Raw genomic sequence first — 13,038 nt, 5'->3', positions numbered from 1 at the left:
GGGCAGGAAAGGCCAACTCATGACCGAACTCCCATCCCCACCCGCAGGTGGCCCCCCAGGTGGCCGGACGGGCCTCCTGGTGGGTCTCCTCGTGGCCGCTGTGGCCCTGGTTCCGGCGACCGTCCCGGGCCCGACCGCCGTCGCGGCACCGCCCAGCGCGACGTCCGCCGCCGCGCCGCCCGGCTCGGCACCGGCCGGAGCCTCGGCCTACCGGACCATGCCGACCGATCCCACCGCGGTCGTCCTCGGTAGCGACCAGTTCCCGGTGCACGGCGACGGCGTCGGCGACGACACCGCGTCGTTGCAGGCGGCCATCGACGAGGCATCCCGCCGCGGCGGCGAGAACGGCCTGGGCAACATCGTCGGCGGAGCCCGTGGCGTCACCGTCGGCGACGGCGGCGGGGTGGTCTTCGTGCCCGAGGGGCGCTACCGGTTGTCCCGCCGGGTCGACCTGCACGCCTCGGTGCGACTGATCGGCTTCGGGGCGAAGCGTCCCGAGTTTCACCTCGGCGAGTCGACGCCCGGTTTCCAGGAGGGCAACCAGTCGTTCCTGTTCGTCGCCACCCGTCGGCCGTACCAGCCGGGGACCACGCCGACCTTCGGCAACAACGACACCTTCGGCACCGGACTGGTCAATCTGGACATCCGCATCGGAGCAGGCAACCCGGCCGCCGTCGCGGTGCGGTTCAGCGGCGCGCAGATGTTCGTCCTCCAGGATCTCGACATCCACGTCGGCGACGGGTACGCCGGCATCGACCACAACGCCAACCTGATCCAGCGGGTACGGGTCGACGGCGGCGCGGTCGGCCTACTGGCGTACGCCGCGTCCCCCGGCTGGCAGACCACCCTGCTCGACACCACCTTCACCGGCCAGCGTGAAGCCGCGATCAGGCTGCACACTGACAGCAAGCTCAGCCTGATCCGCAACCGGTTCGCCGACACACCCGCCGGCATCGTCGCCAACCCCGGCCAGACCCAGCGTCTCTACGTCCAGGACTCCGTCTTCGAGAACATCGCCGGGCCGGCGATCACCCTCAACGACAACGAGGCGATCCCCGGCGGGGCCGAGCCGGACCTGATTCGCGGCCAGAACCAGCTCAACGTGGTGAACGCCGGCGTGACCGGGGCCGGCGCGCTGTTGACCACCGTGCCCAGCGGACGTACCTGGGCCGGTCCCGGCTCGTCCTACCTGGTCCGGGACGCGACGCTCGGCCTGCGCGTACACGACGCGCTCGGCGACGACGAGCGACGTGCGACAGGGGTGGTCGTCTCGGCCGTGCCCGCCGCGCCCGCGAGCTTCACCCGGCTGCTCACCTCGGACGTCCCGCTGCCGCCAGCGACTGACAGCTGGGTGAACCTGGTCGAGTACGCCGCCGCCCGCGGCATCACCGTCGGCACCGGCACCAGCGACGACCACGCCGTCTTCCAGCAGGCCATCGACAGGTACGACACGGTGTACGTGCCGATGGGCCAGTACCTGATCGGGGACACCCTGCGGCTGCGTCCGCAGAGCAACCTGATCGGCCTGCACCCCCGGCAGACCTGGCTGAAACTGCCCGACCGCTCGCCCGCCTTCAGCGACCCGGACCGGCCGAAGGCGATGATCGAAACCCCACGCGGGGGGACGAACCACGTCACCGGCCTCGGCCTCGACTCCGCCCAGCAGACCCCGGGCGCGGTGCAGGTGCTCTGGCGGTCCGGCCCGCACAGTCACCTCGCCGACACCCTGACCCAGTTCGTCAAGTGGCACCCCGAGCAGACCCAGCCCGGTGACCCGAGTGCCGGCGACCCGGGCTACCAGTACCGGGGCCGGCACAAGTACAACTTCTGGGTGCAGGGCGGTGGCGGCACCTTCGTCAACCTGTGGAGCGTCGCCGGCTGGGCCGACAACGGCTTCCTCGTCGAGGACACCTCGGTCCGGGGCCGGGTGTACGAGGTCTCCGTCGAGCACCACGAGCACCGTGAGGTCGTGCTGCGTCGGGTGCGTAACTGGGAGTTCCACGCCCTGCAGACCGAGGACCACATCTACGGCTGGCGGTCGCAGGCCGTCGAGCTGGACGACGTGCACGACGTGCTCTTCGGCAACACGGTCTTCTTCCGCGTCGCCACGGTGCTCGGTCCCTACCCGTACGCCGTCGGACTACGGAACAGCAGCGGCATCGTGATTCGTGGCACCCGTGGTTACCGCCCGGACAACACGGCCAACACCCGCTGGGGCGCCACCGTCACCGACGTGGTGACCGGACGCACCGTTCCCGAACTGGAGGTGGCCTACCTCGGGGTGGGGGTGCCGAACGAGGTGCCGGAGCCGGCCGGCGTGTACGCCGCACCGGACGACGTGGGGATCACCGTCGTACCCGGACACTCGGGCAGCACCACCGTTCGGCTGCGCAACGACGGTCCGGGGACGCTCACCCGCCTCGCGGTCGCTGTCCGGGCCCCGACCGGGTGGCAGGCGCAGGCGGCGCTCGACACGTCGACGCTGCTCGCCGGTCGTACCGCCACGGCGGCGGTCGACGTACGACTGCCCGAGGACGCGGAGGGCGACGGCGTCGTGGCGCTGACCCTGACGTACACCCGGGCCGGGCAACAGCAGGAGCTCCCGCTGAACCTGCCGGTCCGGGTCGGCGGCGAGAACCTGGCCCGGGGCGCCACGGTGACGGCCAGTTCGACGCTGTCCACGAACGTGGCCGGCAACGCCGTCGACGGGAACCGGACCGGCGGACGGTGGATCTCCGGCTCGGCCGACCCGTCCCCGACGCTCACCATCGACCTGGGGCAGCCGGCGAACCTGCACCGGCTCGTCCTCTACAGCGGGGTGGCCGGCTCCGACAGCCTCCGGGTGCGGGCCTTCCAGGTCGATGCCCTGGTCAGCGGGGTATGGGCGCCGATCGGGACCGTGGCGCAGAACTCCGCCAGCCCGGTCCGGCTCGACCTGGTCGACGCACCGCGCGGCATCCAGCAGGTACGGGTGTCGTTCACCGAGCCCAGCCCGACCGACGGACTGGCCCGCGTCTTCGAGGTGGAGATCTATGGCACGCGGTGATCTGGGGAGGACCAGCCGGCGGACGTTCGGCAGGGGCCTCCTGGCCGCCACCGCGGCTGCCGTGGCCGGCCCGGCGTTCGCGACCGCGTCGGCCCGAGCGGCGGACGCGGAGACCCCGCCCGCCGACGTCTTCCCGGCCCAACTGGACGGGACCGAGGTCCCCCAGGCCGAGGTCGTCCCGGCGGCGTCGGTCATTCCGGCTGCCGGGGCTCTGTTCGGCGCCTTCGTCAAGCACGACCCGGACCGGGACCCCGGGATCTCCGAGCCGGAGGCCCTGGAGCGGGTCACGCACGAACTGCTCGGCATCGACCACTCGTTCCAGCACTGGGGTACCCCGTTCCGCGCCGACCGGCTCACCGAGGACATCGCTCGGGGGCGTACTCCGCTGCTGTCCTGGGGTGCCGGCCCCCAGGCCGTCCTCGCCGCGACCGCCGCGGGCGCGAACGACGCCGCGGTCCGGCAGCAGGCGCGGCTGCTGCGGGCCCTGCGTCAGCCGGTGCTCCTGCGGTTCACCTGGGAGATGGACCTGCCGCAGCGGGGCTACACGCCGACCACCTTCAAGGAAGCGTGGCGTCGGGTTCGGACGATCTTCCGGGAGGAGGGCGCCGCCAACGTCGCCTTCGTCTTCTGTCCGACCTGGCTCGCGTACCGGACCGGGCGGGTCTCGTCGTTCTGGCCGGGCGACTCGATGGTCGACTGGGTCGGGGCGGACGGGTACGCCCGGCCGACCAACGACCACGCGCCGCTGACCGAACTCTTCCCCTGGTTCTACGACTTCGGCATCCGGCACGACAAGCCGATGATCATCGCGGAGTGCGGCGTCAACGACACCGCGCCCGGGGTACAGGCCGAGTGGCTGCGCCGGGCCCGGGTGGACCTGAAGGAGACGTTCCCGCTGGTCCGTGCCCTGGTCTACTTCGACTCACGGGGCAGCGGCGACACCGACTGGGTGTTGCCGGGCAACCGCCGTACCGAGGCCGCGTTGTTGCAGCTCGTGCACGACCCGTATTTCCTGCCGAGACCAGGACGACACCCGAGCGGTCGACCGTGACACCGGCGCACTGACGTGCGGCAAGGGTGCCCTGCCGGGGCCGGGCACCCTTGCCGTTCCTGCGTCTCAGAGGCGGGTGGCGCCCGGAGCGGGCAGCACCGTGACGTGCCCGGGGGCGGTGAAGCCGCGCTCGGCGTACGCGGCCGTGACGGCGGCGGTGACCGCCTCCGCCGAGCGCGCCTCCACCAGCGCCAGCACGCAGCCGCCGAACCCGCCGCCGGTCATCCGCGCGCCGAGCGCCCCGGCGGCCAGCGTCGTCTCCACCGCGAGGTCGACCTCCGGCACGGTGATCTCGAAGTCGTCCCGCATCGAGGCGTGCGAGGCGGTCAGCAGCGGACCGATCTCGCGTACCCGGCCGGCGTGCAGCAGCGCCACGGTGTCGAGGACCCGCTGGTTCTCGGTGACCACGTGGCGCACCCGCCGCCGGGTCTCCCCGTCGGGCAGCCGGGCCAGCGCCGCGTCCAGGTCGGCGATGGGTACGTCCCGCAGGGCGGGCACCCCGAGCAGTTCGGCCGCCTGGTCGCAGGACCTCCGGCGGGAGGCGTACTCGCCGTCGGCGTGCCGGTGCGGGGCCCGGCTGTCGACGACCAGCATCGCCAGGCCGGCGGCGTCGAGGTCGAACGGGATGTGCTCGACCTCCTCGCTGCGGCAGTCCAGGAAGAGCGCGTGCCCGGCCCGGCAGCGGATCGCGGCGGACTGGTCCATGATCCCGGTCGGTGCGCCGACGTACGCGTTCTCGGCCCGCTGAGCCAGCCGGGGCCGCCGCTCGGTGGGCAGGTCGAGCCCGCCGAGGTCGACCAGCGCGGCCAGCACCGCTGACTCCAACGCCGCCGAGGAGGAGAGGCCGGAGCCGACGGGTACGTCGCTGGCGACGGAGAGCCGCGCGCCGGGCACGGCGTACCCGGCCTCGCGCAGCGCCCAGACCACTCCCGCGACGTACGCCCCCCAGCCGGTGACCCGGCCGGGGACGAGGTCGTCGACGGTGAACCGGACCGGTTCGTCGGCGAATTCCGAGCAGACCGTCCAGACCTCGTCCGGCTCGGCGACGGCAGCCACCACCGTACGCAGGGACAGGGCGAAGGGGAGCACGAACCCGTCGTTGTAGTCGGTGTGCTCGCCGATCAGGTTGGCCCGTCCGGGAGCCGCCCAGCGGCCGGCGGGCTCGGTGGCGTACCGCTGCCGGAAGCCGGCGGTGGCGCGGTCGGCGACGTCACCGGCGGGGGCCGGTGCGGTGGTGTGGGTGGTCACGGCCGGTCCTGGACGTGCGTGCGGTAGAAGGTCCAGGCGTCGCCGACCATGTCGTGCAGGGTCGGCTTCGCCGGCTCCCAGTCGAGTTCCGCGCGGGCGAGCTGGGACGAGGCGACCAGTTCGGCCGGGTCACCCTCGCGGCGCGGTGCCACCTCGACCGGTACGGGGCAGCCGGTGACCTCGCGGACCACCTCGACCACCTGCCGGTTGGTGAATCCGCTGCCGTTGCCGAGGTTGTAGATCCGGTGCTGACCGGGGGTGGCCGCGGCCAGGGCGAGCAGGTGGGCGCGGGCGAGGTCCTCGACGTGGATGTAGTCGCGGACGCAGGTGCCGTCGACGGTGGGGTAGTCGTCCCCGAAGAGCTGGAGCTTCTCGCGCCGGCCGGCGGCCACCTCCAGCGCGATCGGGATCAGGTGGGTCTCCGGGTCGTGCCGTTCGCCGATGGCCAGGTCACCCCGCAGGTACGCCCCGGCCACGTTGAAGTAGCGCAGCGAGACCGCGGCCAGGTCGTGCCCGATCGCCTCGGAGGTGAGCGCCATGTCGACGGCGAGCTTGGTCGCGCCGTACGTGTTGGTGGGGGCCTTGACCGCCGTCTCCGGGATGGGCAGCTCGACCGGGTTGCCGTAGACCGCGGCGGTGGAGGAGAAGACCAGGCGCGGCACCCGAGCGGCCCGCACGGCGTCGATCAGCGCGAGTGAGCCGACGGTGTTGTTGTGCCAGTACAGCTCCGGCCGGACCATCGACTCGCCGGCGGCGATCAGGGCGGCGAAGTGCAGCACGCCGTCGAATCCGGCCTCCGGGGTGAGGACGCTGGCCGCCTCATGCACCGGGATCTCGACGTGCGTCGCCTCGGGGGCGAGCGCCACCCGGTGGCCGGTGCGCAGGTCGTCGAGGACGACCACCTCGTGGCCGGCGTCCAGCAACATCCGGGTCACCACGCTGCCGATGTAGCCGGCTCCGCCGGTGACGAGCAGTTTCACCTGTGCCCCCTTTTGCCCGGCCGCCGCCGTGGTGGCCGTCGCACTCACCCTACGGTCGTCGGCTGTAGGCAGCCTGGCGCGCCGCTGGGAATATTCCACCACGATCTGCCAGGATCAAACAGAGTCGAACATGGGGGATCTGGCGGAGGGGCCGGTGTCTACCATCTCTGGTATGCGGGCGACGGGCAGCACCCGGCCCCGGCGGCGACAGCCGGGGCGGCCACGACGATCGAGGCGACCGCGACCCGAACCGGGCCCGGTGGCGCGGGCAGTGGCCGGAATCGTGGTCCGTGCCGCCGACGGGGCGACCCGACTGGTGACCCATCTGCTGGGCGCGGGCTCCGCCGCCGGCCGGGAGCGGATCAGCGAGGCGGACCTGCGTGACCTGGTCGCCGCGAACACCCTCCTCGACGCGGAGGGGCGCCGCATCATCGACGAGGTGCTGGTGGCCAGGGCCAGCCTGGTCCGCGAGGTGATGATGCCCCGTACCGAGGTGGTCTTCCTCTCGGCCCGGCTCACCGTCGCCGAGGCCGCCGAGTTGGCCCGGGCGGCCCCGCACACCCGCTACCCGGTGGTCGACGGCACCCATGACGACGTGGTCGGCTTCGTGCACCTGCGCGACCTGCTGCTCCGGCCCGACCCGGACCCGGACCCCCGGACCACCGTCGGCCAGTTGACCCGCGAGGTGAAGCGCCTACCCGGCAGCAAGCGGGTGCTGGCGGCACTGACCGAGATGCGCCGGGAACGGCACCACCTCGCGGTGGTAGTGGACGAGTACGGCGGCACCGCCGGCATCGTCACCCTGGAAGACCTGATCGAGGAGCTGATCGGGGAGATCCACGACGAGTACGACACCGAGCCCGACCCCGGGCATGCCGGCCTGCCCGCCGTGGTGGACGGCCGGCTGAACCTCGCCCACTTCGCCGGGCGTACCGGAGTGGCCCTGCCCGCTGGCCCGTACGAGACGGTCGGCGGGTACGTGATGGCCGCCCTGGGCCGGCTGCCGGTGGTCGGGGACGAGGTGCCGGTGGCCGCCGAGCCGGCCGAACAGCGTTCCGCCGGTGCCGCGAACCGGGCCCCGGCTGGCGGCCCGGCCGATCACCCCGACGCGGAACCGGACCAGTCGACCGGCTGGTCGCTGCGGGTGCTCGCCCTGGAAGGGCGCCGGGTGGCCCGGGTGGCGGTCGCGGTGGCCCGTCCCGTCGAACCACGCCGCCCGACGCCGGCCAGCCCCACCCAGCCGGCCCCGGCCCCGGCGGCTTTGGCGGCAGCGGCCCAGCCGGCTCCGGCTGCTCCGGCCCAGGGCGCTTTGGTCGCGCCGGTGGCCGGGACGACCGCCGGCCCGTCATGACGTACGCCGGGCGTTGCTGACACAATTGCCGCCATGTCCGACGTGCCTGCCCGCCCCCGCGTCCTCTCCGGCATCCAGCCGACGGCCGACTCGTTCCACCTCGGCAACTACCTGGGCGCGGTCCGGCACTGGGTGGCCCTCCAGGACACCCACGACGCCTTCTACTGCGTCGTCGACCTGCACGCCATCACCGCCGGGCACGACGCGAAGACGCTGCGCCAGCGCAGCCGGACGGCCGCCGCCCAACTGCTCGCCGTCGGGCTGGACCCGGAGCGGTGCGCCCTGTTCGTCCAGTCGCAGGTGCCCGAGCACGCCCAACTGGCCTGGATCCTCTCCTGCGTCACCGGGTTCGGCGAGGCCAGCCGGATGACCCAGTTCAAGGACAAGTCGCAGAAGCAGGGCAGCGAGCGGGCCAGCGTGGGCCTCTTCACGTACCCGATCCTCCAGGCCGCCGACATCCTGCTCTACCAGGCGGACGCGGTGCCGGTCGGCGAGGACCAGCGCCAGCACCTGGAACTCACCCGCGACCTGGCCCAGCGCTTCAACACCACCTTCGGCCGGACGTTCACCGTCCCGGCGGCGCACATCGTCCGGGACACCGCGAAGATCACCGACCTCCAGGACCCGACCGCGAAGATGTCGAAGTCGTCGTCCTCGCCGGCCGGCATCATCAACCTGCTGGAGGAGCCGGCCCGCTCGGCCAAGAAGATCCGTTCGGCGGTCACCGACACCGGCCGGGAGATCGTGTTCGACGCCGAGGCCAAGCCGGGCATCGCCAACCTGCTGACCATCTACTCGGCGCTGACCGGGCGGAGCATCGACGACCTGGTCGCCGCGTACGCCGGCAAGGGCTACGGCGACCTCAAGAAGGACCTCGGCGAGGTGGTGGTGGAGTTCGTCCGGCCGGTGCAGGAGCGGACCCGCGGTTACCTGGACGACCCCGCCCAGCTCGACAAGCTGCTCGCCCGGGGGGCCGAGAAGGCCCGTGCGGTCGCGGCCCGGACCCTGGCGGCCACGTACGAACGGGTCGGGTTCTTCCCGCCGGTACGCGTCGAGTGACGTCGTGACGTCAACGGTGGACGGGTCAGTGACCGGAGGGGTGGCGTGGGGCGTGGAGCGTAGCGGCGCGACGTCAGGCACGGCCGCCACCACCCAGATTGGCGTGGCGGTGGACATTCCCGAGCCGTGGGGTTCCCTCCTCACCCGTCGGCGGGCGGAGGCCGGCGACCCGCTGGCGGCCCACATCCCCGCGCACGTGACGCTGCTCGGGCCCACCGAGATCCCGGCGGACGCCATGCCGGTCGTCGAGGCGCACCTGGCCGAGGTCGCCGCCGCGCACCTGCCGTTCAGCCTGCACCTGCGGGGCACCGGCACCTTCCGTCCGGTGACCCAGGTGGTCTTCGTCGCGGTGGCCGCCGGGATCAGCGAGTGCGAGCTGCTCGCCGAGGCGATCAGCGCCGCGCCCGAGCTGCGCCGGGAGGCCCGCTTCCCGTACCACCCGCACGTGACGGTGGCCCAGGACGTGGCGCCGGAGGCGCTGGACCGGGTCTACGAGGACCTGGCCGACTTCTCGGCGATCTTCGAGGTCGAGGCGTTCACCCTCTTCTCGCACTCCGGCCAGATCCGCTGGCAACCCCACCGCGACTACCCCCTGGGCCCCTGATCCGGCCGGCCGCCGTGGTCGGTCCCGTGGTCGGTCCCGCGAATCTTGGACACTTTCCGTTCTGCGATAACGGAAACTGTCCAAGATCTGGAGCTGGCGGTCCCGTCAGCGCGGGGTGAGGCGGCGGGTGCAGGATGACGCCACCGTCGGCTACTGCATTGGACTCGACGCAGTGGTGCGGTGACGAACCCCGGGATGGAACCAGTGCCACGGCCGTCTGGTGTCGGGCGGGCAGTGGGGCGGCGGATCGGCGAAGATGCTCGCGTGAACGTGTTCGGGCGGATCGAGGCCGGGGCCAACCGGCGGATCACGCTGCTGCGGCGGCGGTCCCGGGTGTTCGACCACGTCTGGCGGGCCGGGGTGCGTTACAACGACGTGCTCGGCGGTCGGCTCGCTGCGGCCATCGCCTACTACGGATTCTTCGCGGTCTTCGCACTCGCGCTGGTGGGGTTCGCGATCTTCGGCGCGATCCTGGAGAACAACAACGAGGTCAGCAAGGCGGCGGCCGGCTTCCTCCGGGAGAACCTGCCCTTCCTCGACCCGGAGCAGATCGCCAAGAGCAGCGGCACCGTCGGCGTGATCGGTCTGTTCATCCTGGCGTTCACCGGGATCGGCTGGGTCGAGGCGATCCGGTCCTCGCAGCGGTTCGTCTACGGCCTCAACCAGCAGCCCGGCAACCTGGTGGTCCGCCGACTGGTCGACCTCGGCGTCCTGCTCGCGATCTTCGTACTGCTCGGGGCGTCGGTCGTCGCCGTCGACGCGCTGGAGTCCCTGCTGCGCCTGCTGCTGCGCAGCACCGGCTCGGTGGGGCTCACCACGGTCAGCGCGCTGCTCAGCGTCCTGGTCAACCTGGTGCTGGCGACTGCCTTTCTGGTGCTGGTGCCCCGGCTGAAGATGAGTCGGCGGCGGCTGCGGCCGGTGGTACTGCTGGTCGCCGTGGGCATCACCCTGCTCAACACGGTCGGCCGGTACTACGTCGTCCGCACCGAGCGGAACCCCGCGTACACGGTGGTCGCCAGCGCGGTGGGTTTGCTGCTCTACCTTTACCTGCTCAACCAGTTGGTGCTCTTCGGGGCGGCGCTGGTCGCGACCAGCCGGACCGGCCAGGTGTTCGACATGGCGGACGGGGGCCGACCGGTGGCCCCGGTCACCGGCCCGGTGCCGGATCCCCCGGATCGGCCCACCCCCGCGCCCGGCTGATCCGCCGGACCGGCCCATGCCTGCGCCCGGCTGCCAGCCCGGATGATTCCCCAGGCCGGCCCACAACAGCCTACGGCTGAGATACCGGGTGGCAATTAGGGTGAATCGGGCTCGCCATTCCGTCCCGGGGACCATGATGGGCGCGTGGGCGCACTTGTGACGTTGGAGCTGCCGGACGACTCGCCGATGCTCGACCTGCCATGGATCATCACCTTCGGTCCGCTCGGCGACGCCGAGGAGTGGGAGCCGGTGGTCTGCGGGCCGTACGAACGTCCGCACGCGCTGGCCCTGGCCGAGTCGGTGGTCGCCGACGAGCAGTTGATGGCGGTGGTCGAGCCGCTGCTGCCGGCCGTCTCCGCCGACGAGATCCGGGGCGAGATCACCTCGGCGCGGATCGCCGCCGAGGACGAGACGGCCCGGACCGAGGAGGCCGACCTCTACGGCGACTTCGAGGACGTCGTCGACGAGGAACTGGAGGAGGCGGCGGTCGGGGAGTCGCACGGCGAGCCGCGTACCCCGCCGACCGAGGAGCAGCTCCGGGCCGGTTTTCGGCGGATCGCCGCCCGCCTGACCGGCCCGCCCGACTGACCGGGCAGGGGACCGGCCGGGCCGGGACGCAGATCGGCGCCCCGGGGAAGCTTCCCCGGGGCGCCGATACCCTCACCCTCCACCACAAGGGTCGTCAGCCCCAGTCGCCCGCCGGCGCGAAGCTCGGCGAACGACCAGGTGAAATCAGGTCTACCCGGCCAGACGCCGTTCGAACCACACTGCGGCGTCGATCGGCAGGAGATGCCCGTCACCCTCGTCGGTCAGCGGCGCGCTGGCGGCGATCGGTGCGCCGTACCCGCTGACCCGGGCCGGTGCGCCGGTGAGGTTGACCACGCAGGTCAGCTCGACGTCGTCGGTCGCGCGGCTGAAGGCCAGCACGCCGGGGTCGGTGTCCTGCCAGGTGATCCCACCGTCGCCGAGAGCGAGCGCGGGGTGGGTGCGCCGGATCCCCAGCACGGTCCGGTAGAGCTCCAGGGTCGAGCCGGGCACGCCGGTCTGGGCGGCGACCGAGAGGGCGGCCCAGGTGGCGGGGGCCGGCAGCCAGCTCAGTTCGCTGCCCTCCGGGCCGAAGCCGTACGGGGCGAGTTGGCCGCTCCACGGGATCGGTACCCGGCAGCCGTCCCGGCTCTCCCCGGTGCGCAGGAACGACGGGTCCTGCCGCAGCTCGTCGGGGAGGTCGAGCACCTCCGGCAGGCCCAGCTCCTCGCCCTGGTAGACGTACGCGCAGCCGGGCAGGGAGAGCATCAGCAGGGTGGCGGCGCGGGCCCGGCGCAGCCCGACCTCGCCGTCTCCGTAGCGGGTGACGTGCCGCTTCTTGTCGTGGTTGGAGAGCACCCAGGTGGTCGGCGCGCCGACGATGGTGGACTCGGCCAGCGCGGTGTCGATCACCTTGCGGAACGAGTCGGCCGACCAGGTCGCGTCGAGGAAGTCGAAACTGAACGCCTGGTGCAGCTCGTCCGGCCCGATGTAGCGGGCGAGCCGCTGCGGGGTCTCCGCCCACGCCTCGGCCACCGCCATCCGGCCGCCCGGGTAGCTGTCCAGGATGGGCCGCCAGGACCGGTAGATGTCGTGCACCTCGTCCTGGTCGAAGTAGGGGAGCCGGCCCTTGCCGAGCAGTTCCACCTGCCGCTGGCCGGTGGTCATCGTGCTGAACCCGACGTTCGGCAGCCCCTCCTCCTTGATCATTCCGTGGGCCACATCGATCCGGAACCCGTCCACGCCCCGGTCGAGCCAGAACCGCAGGACGTCCTCGAACTCGGCGCGGACCTCGGGGTGCCGCCAGTTCAGGTCGGGTTGGGCCGGGTCGAACAGGTGCAGGTACCACTGGCCGTCGGCGACCCGGGTCCAGGCCGGGCCACCGAAGATGCTCTCCCAGTCGTTCGGGGGCTCCTCGCCGGCCGTGCCCCGGCCGTCGGCGAAGAGGTACCGCTCCCGCTCGGGGGAGTCGGGGCCGGCGACCAGGGCGGCCTGGAACCAGGGGTGCGCGTCGGAGGTGTGGTTCGGCACCAGGTCCACGATGATCCGCAGGCCGAGGGCGTGCGCGTCGGTGATCATGTTGTCGAAGTCGGTCAGGGTGCCGAACATCGGGTCGACGTCGCGGTAGTCGGCCACGTCGTAGCCGCCGTCGACCATCGGGGAGGTGTAGAAGGGGGTCAGCCAGAGCGCGTCCACGCCCAGGTCCCGCAGGTACGGCAGACGTTCCCGGATGCCCTGGAGGTCACCCACCCCGTCCGCGTTGGAGTCGGCGAAGCTGCGGACGTAGACCTGGTAGACGACTGCGGAGCGCCACCAGTCGGGGTCGGTGGCAGGCGGCGTCGGGTGGCTGGCGGTCACGGTGGCGTACCCCGTTCTCTGGCGCGGGACGGCGACGCACCCGGGAGGAGTCCGTACGGGCGCGGGTGTGCGTGCAGAATGCCGGCCGGGCGCTGCAAGAGTCAAGCAGTGCTTGCG

At 72.4% G+C, this 13,038-nt stretch carries 9 protein-coding genes and 1 pseudogene; 7 read left to right on the top strand and 3 right to left on the bottom strand.

What is annotated here, in order from left to right; translation table 11 throughout:
• Positions 1–79: 79 nt before the first annotated feature.
• Together GA0074692_RS21225 and GA0074692_RS21220 are read left to right on the top strand one after the other, a co-directional pair.
• Positions 80–3,046: a glycosyl hydrolase family 28-related protein gene (locus tag GA0074692_RS21225; RefSeq protein ID WP_091646926.1), complete on the top strand. Its 2,967-nt coding sequence runs from the start codon at positions 80–82 to the stop codon at positions 3,044–3,046.
• A complete protein-coding gene (locus GA0074692_RS21220) occupies positions 3,033–4,097 on the top strand; it encodes a glycoside hydrolase family 26 protein (protein WP_091646925.1) in 1,065 nt (354 codons plus the stop codon). Before GA0074692_RS21225 ends, GA0074692_RS21220 begins: the two co-directional genes overlap by 14 nt.
• A 66-nt stretch (positions 4,098–4,163) precedes the next feature.
• Here the strand turns inward: GA0074692_RS21220 and galK are convergent, their stop codons facing one another.
• The gene (gene galK, locus GA0074692_RS21215; RefSeq protein WP_091646924.1) at positions 4,164–5,345 is read right to left on the bottom strand and encodes a galactokinase; all 1,182 of its coding nucleotides are present in this window, start codon (positions 5,343–5,345) and stop codon (positions 4,164–4,166) included.
• Positions 5,342–6,325 (bottom strand): UDP-glucose 4-epimerase GalE, encoded by a 984-nt coding sequence (gene galE / locus GA0074692_RS21210; protein WP_091653857.1) that lies wholly within the window; start codon positions 6,323–6,325, stop codon positions 5,342–5,344. The genes galK and galE overlap by 4 nt, the downstream gene beginning before the upstream one ends.
• Before the next feature lie 283 nt (positions 6,326–6,608).
• On the opposite strand from galE, the pseudogene GA0074692_RS21205 reads away from it, so the two are divergent.
• The 5 genes and pseudogenes from GA0074692_RS21205 to GA0074692_RS21185 all read left to right on the top strand — a co-directional run.
• A pseudogene (locus GA0074692_RS21205) lies at positions 6,609–7,571 on the top strand (hemolysin family protein); the annotation flags it as partial.
• Between the two features lie 138 nt (positions 7,572–7,709).
• Positions 7,710–8,735, top strand: a complete 1,026-nt coding sequence (trpS, locus tag GA0074692_RS21200; RefSeq protein WP_091646922.1) for a tryptophan--tRNA ligase — start codon at positions 7,710–7,712, stop codon at positions 8,733–8,735.
• A gap of 28 nt (positions 8,736–8,763) precedes the next feature.
• Positions 8,764–9,339 carry a 2'-5' RNA ligase family protein gene (locus GA0074692_RS21195; protein WP_425413349.1) on the top strand — a complete coding sequence of 192 codons (576 nt, stop codon included), beginning with the start codon at positions 8,764–8,766 and terminating at the stop codon, positions 9,337–9,339.
• A 264-nt stretch (positions 9,340–9,603) separates the two neighbouring features.
• Positions 9,604–10,539: a YihY/virulence factor BrkB family protein gene (locus GA0074692_RS21190; RefSeq protein ID WP_091646920.1), complete on the top strand. Its 936-nt coding sequence runs from the start codon at positions 9,604–9,606 to the stop codon at positions 10,537–10,539.
• Positions 10,540–10,683: 144 nt separating this feature from the next.
• Positions 10,684–11,127 carry a hypothetical protein gene (locus tag GA0074692_RS21185; protein ID WP_091646919.1) on the top strand — a complete coding sequence of 148 codons (444 nt, stop codon included), beginning with the start codon at positions 10,684–10,686 and terminating at the stop codon, positions 11,125–11,127.
• A 150-nt stretch (positions 11,128–11,277) separates the two neighbouring features.
• On the opposite strand, the gene GA0074692_RS21180 is transcribed toward GA0074692_RS21185, so the two are convergent.
• Positions 11,278–12,921 (bottom strand): glycoside hydrolase family 13 protein, encoded by a 1,644-nt coding sequence (locus GA0074692_RS21180; RefSeq protein ID WP_091646918.1) that lies wholly within the window; start codon positions 12,919–12,921, stop codon positions 11,278–11,280.
• Positions 12,922–13,038: the final 117 nt, after the last annotated feature.

Source organism: Micromonospora pallida, from assembly GCF_900090325.1.
In the GTDB taxonomy this organism is placed as follows: domain Bacteria; phylum Actinomycetota; class Actinomycetes; order Mycobacteriales; family Micromonosporaceae; genus Micromonospora; species Micromonospora pallida.
This window is presented reverse-complemented; position numbering and strand designations above follow the sequence as displayed.

Excerpts from the sequence above, each read along its gene's own strand:
- GA0074692_RS21220 (WP_091646925.1), top strand. The coding sequence starts at position 3,033 with ATGGCACGCGGTGATCTGGGGAGGACCAGCCGGCGGACGTTCGGCAGG.
- trpS (WP_091646922.1), top strand. The coding sequence starts at position 7,710 with ATGTCCGACGTGCCTGCCCGCCCCCGCGTCCTCTCCGGCATCCAGCCG.